At 70.8% G+C, this 5375-nt stretch carries 3 protein-coding genes; 2 read left to right on the forward strand and 1 reads right to left on the reverse strand.

Annotated elements, in window-relative coordinates:
• Positions 1–1399: DUF4912 domain-containing protein (locus tag VF794_RS17815; protein WP_331111965.1), on the reverse strand; the 1399-nt coding region annotated here is incomplete at its 3' end.
• A gap of 226 nt (positions 1400–1625) precedes the next feature.
• Between VF794_RS17815 and VF794_RS17820 the strand changes: the two genes are divergently transcribed.
• Complete coding sequence (locus VF794_RS17820; protein ID WP_414640920.1) at positions 1626–3833, forward strand: glycosyltransferase family 4 protein; 2208 nt, start codon at positions 1626–1628, stop codon at positions 3831–3833.
• Positions 3834–3946: 113 nt separating this feature from the next.
• Positions 3947–5375: response regulator (locus VF794_RS17825; RefSeq protein ID WP_331111969.1), on the forward strand; the 1429-nt coding region annotated here is incomplete at its 3' end.

Here is a 5375-nt window from a genome sequence, read left to right on the forward strand (position 1 = left end):
CCCACCACGACTCGGAGGAACCACCCACGGTGCGTACTCCCGCCCAGTGATCGGAAGACCCCCCAGGCGGGCGCGACCAGGCCACCAGATGCTCGGAGGAGCCACTGGGACGGAGACCCTCCCAGTACGGCTGCTCGGACGAGCCCTCACCCGGGACACCGGGAGCGACGCGCACGCGGTGGCGCTCGGGAATGTCCTCGAAGCCCCCGCTGCCCGGCAGGGGCACGCGGCGCCAGGTGATGTACTCGCGCTCCTCGAGGTCCGCGGTGCGGGTGGGAGCGGTGGCGGCCACCGCCTCGATGCTGGCCTTCCTCACCGGCACGAGGGGCATGCGCAGCAGGCGCACCGAGGTGTCCGAGGACGGGCCTGTCGGCGGCAGGTGGATGCGGTTGGAGGAGTGGCCGATGCGACGCGAGCGACCGTCGGCGCCGACGAAGTGGAACTCGACGCGGTAGGGGTGCCCGGGAGGCAGCCCGTGGATGTAGTAGCTGCGCGACTCGAGCGCGACGTCGATCACCCGCAGCAGCACGTCCTGGTTGTCATGGAGGCGCAGCACGGCACGGGGCGACTCCAGCCCTTCCAGGGCGCGCTCGCGGGCGGCGGTGCTGAAGTCCCAGAGGACGAAGAGCGTATGCGGATCGCGCGGCAGCAGCAGGACCGTGTCGTCCTGGTAGTCGAGCGGTAGCTCGCCGAGGTTCTCGCGGTAGTCCGGCGAGCCGAGCGCCTCGCGGGGCCGCTGGTTCTGCGACTCGGTGAGGTGGTGGCGGAAGGCCTCGTGCTCACCCGCCACGCGCGCCACGAAGAAGCCCTCCACCAGCGGCTCCGCCGCGTGCTGTTCCACAGGGGCCGGGGCCTCGACCGGGGCCGCGGCCTCGGAGGGCTCGGGCAGCTCCTCGGGACTCGTGAGGGTGGTCTCCTCGTCGGGCGAGAGCCGGCCCGGCTTGGGCTTGGGCGGGAAGGTGACCACCTCGGCGGGCCGGGGCGGGAGACGCACCGGCGTCTTCTCGTCATCGTCGCCAGGGAGGGGCCGCGCCGGGGCCGCGGGCTGCTTCGGCTCCTCCTCGGGCTTCTCGGTGCGCGAGGCCGCCGAGATGGCGACCGGGGCCTTGCGAGACCCCCTCACCTTCTCCCGGACCTGCTTCACCTTGTCCTGGACCTTCTTGCTGGCGGAACGAGCCTTGGGCGCCTCGGCCTTCGCCTTCGCGGCCTTCACCTTCGCGGCCTTGGGCTCCGCGGGCTCCGCGGGCTTGCCGCCCGCCAGCTTCGCGAGTCCGGGCACCAGCCTGGCGAGGGCCCCGAGGAGATCCTTCTTGGTCTTGAGCTTGCTGTGCCCACGCCCCAGATGCTTGCGCGCGAGTTCTCGCAGGTACTCCACCGTGACGCTCTTGAGGTCAGCCATAGGCAGGGAGGGGCTTAGGTCGACAAGGCCGGGGGGGTCAACGAGCGATTTTACTTCTGTTCTTGGTCATACCCCGAGTGGATGAGGGGGACGGTGACAAGTCGGGAGCCGAGTCTGTATCCTCCCGACCGCCTTGAGCGACCTGCCCAGACTCCTGCTGTGCAGCTTCGACGTCATCCCCGGCCCGTCAGGATCGTCGCGGCGGGTGACGGAGTATTTGAGGGCCCTGCCCGATCGGTTCTCGGTGGTGGTGCTGTCGGCCAAGACGCCGGACCACTCGCACATCGAGAAGTACGAGGGCGCGCGCCTGCTCCGGGTCCCCGTGGGCTCGGGGGACCTGGCCTCGCGCCTCCAGACCTTCGAGCGCGCCGTGCGGCGCCAGTTGGAGAGCGAGGAGTACGCGCTCGCCCACTTCACCGACCCCTTCGGCGGCTACGCCCTGTGCGAACTCAAGGGCGACTACGGCTACCGCCTCGTCTACGAGGCCCAGGGCTTCCCCTCCCAGGAGCTGCGCTACACGCACCCGCAGCTGGAGGGGGACCGCAAGTTCCTCTCCAAGATCCGCCGCCAGGAACTCTTCTGCCTGATGAACGCGGACCTGGTCCTCACCGGCTCGCCCACGACGCGCTCCTTCATCCACTCGTTGGGCGTGGACCAGGACGCGGTGCGCGTGATGCGCGCGCCGGTGGACCTGGGACCCTATACCCCCGAGGCGCTCGGCTCGCCGGACGGCAGCCCCATGCGGCTGATGTACCTGGGCAGCCAGTCCCCATGGCAGGGCCTGCCGACGCTGCTGCGGGGGCTCGCCCTGGCGGTGAAACAGGCGGACGTGCGACTCACCCTCGTGGGCGCGCGCCACCCGGACTGGCAGCCCCACCTGGAAGACCTCGTCGCCGAGCTGGGCCTCAAGGAGCACGTCGAGTTCCAGCCCCCCGTCACCCATGACGACGTGGCCAAGGTGCTCACGCTCGCGGACGTGGGCGTGCTGCCGCTCGACGACGTGGACCGCAATCGCATCCAGGGCGGCTCCCTCGCCAAGGTGTCCGAGTACCTCGCCGCGGGCCGCCCGGTGCTCGCCGCCGATCTCCCCGTGGCCCGGGAGCTCGTCCCCGCCCAGGCCGGCGTCTTCTACCCACCCGGTCATTCGCGGGCGCTCGCCGACCGCATCATCGAGCTGGCCCGCGACGTGCCCCGGCGCATCGCCCTCGGGAAGCATGCCCGCGCGTACGCGCAGCAGTGGCTCGACGCGGGCCTCATCCGGGGTCAGCTCCTGGACATCTACGATGGCCTGCTCGGCAAACGGCAGGTGCCCACGGAGTCCACCTCCCACGACGAGACGCCCCTCCAGGCGACGATGGTGACGGGCACGCCCACCAGCCGCGTCCTCGCGCGGGCGGGGGCGGTGAGCACGGGTGAGCCGAAGCCCGCTGCCTCGGCGGCGAACACGAAGTCGGCCCTGGAGACACCCACGCCTGTCGAGGGCCCGGCCGAGAGGGACGTCTCACGTGAGGAGCTGCCACTCGTCATGGGCCATGTCCTGTTGGAGGAGGGGCTCGACAACCGCCTCATCAAGACGGAGCCGGCGACCTCGCGGACCGAGGGCCCCCCGGTGGTGATGGGGCTGCCCCTGCGCGAGTCCTCCAGCACCTCGGAGAGTGCCCCGACCGAGCAGGTGTCGCGCCAGAGCGGTCCCCCCGTGGTCATGGGGCTGCCCCTGCGCGAGCCGCCCCCACCCGCCCCTCCGGCCCGCCCGGCTCCGAGCACCCGACCGCCGCCCCTCGACACCCGTCCGGCCCCCGCCCCCGAGGCCGCACCGCCACGGCCCCCCGCGCTTCCGCTTCGGCGCGAGGACCGCACTCCGTCGCGCTCGATGGAGTCGCCCCTGATCCACCCCAGCGAGACCCCACCCCGGCCACGGACCGTGGAACCGCCCAGCCTGCCGGAGAAGGCGCGCCCGTCCCTCAAGGGGATTCCCGCGCTGCCCCCGCGGCCTCCCTCTCCCTCCCTCACCGGAATCCCCGCGCTGCCCCCGCGGCCTCCACCGCCTGGTGGCGCGCGGCCCGTCCCTCCGCCGCCAGTAGCGCGCGCTCCCTTCCCGGTCGAGGAGCCCGAGGAGATCTCCGAAGCCGAAGCCGAGGAGATCCAGGAGGTAGACGGCACGCCTACACCTGCCCATGCGCACCCCCTGGAGGAGCTGGAGGAGCTCAGCAGTGAGGAGCTCCAGGAGGCCGAGGTGCCGGAGGTGTGTGCGAAGGAGCCGCCCGAGTCGAGGCTGAACACCTGGTTCGCCCAACTGGCTCACGGCTACTGCCCGCCAGAGGGGACTCAGTTCGCCCGGCACACACCGCCCACCACCTTCCCTGGCCGCGACGAGGAGCCGGGAAGCCCCCCTGTCCCCAGGGTCCAGGCAGCCGTTCGTAGCAAGCCCTCATGAGTTGAGAGACGTGCAGCAGCCAACCGAGCTTGGCGCTTAAACTTTCCAAGCCTTGCAGCACGTGACTAGGATGTGCCGGTTTTCATTGCACTTTTCCGGGGTCAAAGGGCTGCATGGAGCGCCGGGTTCTCATCGTCGAAAGCCAGAACGACTTCGCCCTCAGCATGGCCACCGTGCTCAAGAGCGCGGGATATCAAACGGCCATGGCGGCTACGTCCGCCGACGCACAGCGTGAGATGGAGAAGCGTCGGCCGGATCTAGTCGTGATCCGCGCCGAGCTGCCGGACCAGTCCGGCTTCACCCTCTGCGGGCACATCAAGAAGGGAAAGTTTGGGCAGAACCTCCGGGTGTTGCTGTTGTCCTCGGACACCGGCATGGACGGGCTCAACCAGCACCGCCAGAGCCCGGGGGCCGCGGACGGCTATCTCGTCATCCCCTTCGAGATGGGAGAGCTGGCCTCGATGAGCGTCGGCATCGTCCCTCCCGAGGAGGAGCCGCAGGAGCCGCGTGACGGGCCTCCCGCCATGCCGCCGCCACTGCGCGGCGCGCCCTCCCCCGCCGGTGGCCCGCCGAAGCTGCCCAAGCGCGAGCGCCGCAGTGCCATCAACGAGGAGGATCGCGGCTTCCTGGAGCGCTCCTTCCAGTCCATCGCGGACCGCAAGGCGGAGCTCCTGGCCGAGTCGCGCCAGCTCAAGCGTCCGCCCCCACGCCGCGACCTGATGGGCACGCCCGAGGGCAAGGTCCAGCTGCTGCGCGACGAGCTCAAGGTTCGCGAGGCGCAGATCGCCCGCATCTCGGAGATCTGGAACGTCCGCGAGCGCGAGCTGGTCTCCGTCGAGGATCGGCTCCACGAGAAGGACGTGGAGCTCCAGGGCCTGAAGATGCAGGTGGACGACCTGCTGCGGCGCTTCAACGAGGCCCAGCAGTCCATGCTTCAGAAGGAGCGCGCCCACGGCGAGACCGTGGACGACCTGCTCCTCCAGAAGTTCTCCGCCGAGAAGGACCTCATCGAGGTGGTGGCCTCCAAGGAGAAGGACATCAACGTCCTTCGCCGCGAGGTGTCCAACCGCGATGACGAGCTGGCGCGCCGCGCCGCGGAGCTGGAGCAGGCCCGCGACGAGTACGACAAGCTCGAGAAGCACCTGAACATCCTCACCCTCGAGTTCGAGGTGAAGGAGCAGAAGCTCTCCGAGACGGTGCAGGCGCACGAGGCCGAGCTGGCCCGCCGCCACCAGCGCATCGAGGGTCTCGAGGGCGAGCTGGCCCAGACCGTCAGCGAGCGCGATCAGCGCTACGCCGAGCTGAGCGGGGAGATCCAGGCGCTCCAGGAGCGGCTGGCCCAGACCGAGCAGGAGCGCGACGCCACCGTCCGCGCCCTGGAGGCGCGCGCCACCGCCGCCGAGGAGCACGGCGCCCAGTCGGACGCGGAGATCCAGCGCCTCACCGAGGAGCGCAACGCCCTCGAGGCGCGGCTCAACGAGCAGATCTCCGGCCTGGAGTCGGACCTCACCCGCATGACGGGCGAGCGTGACCAGCTCCAGC

The sequence above is a fragment of the Archangium sp. genome (genome assembly GCF_036389735.1).
GTDB lineage: Bacteria > Myxococcota > Myxococcia > Myxococcales > Myxococcaceae > Archangium.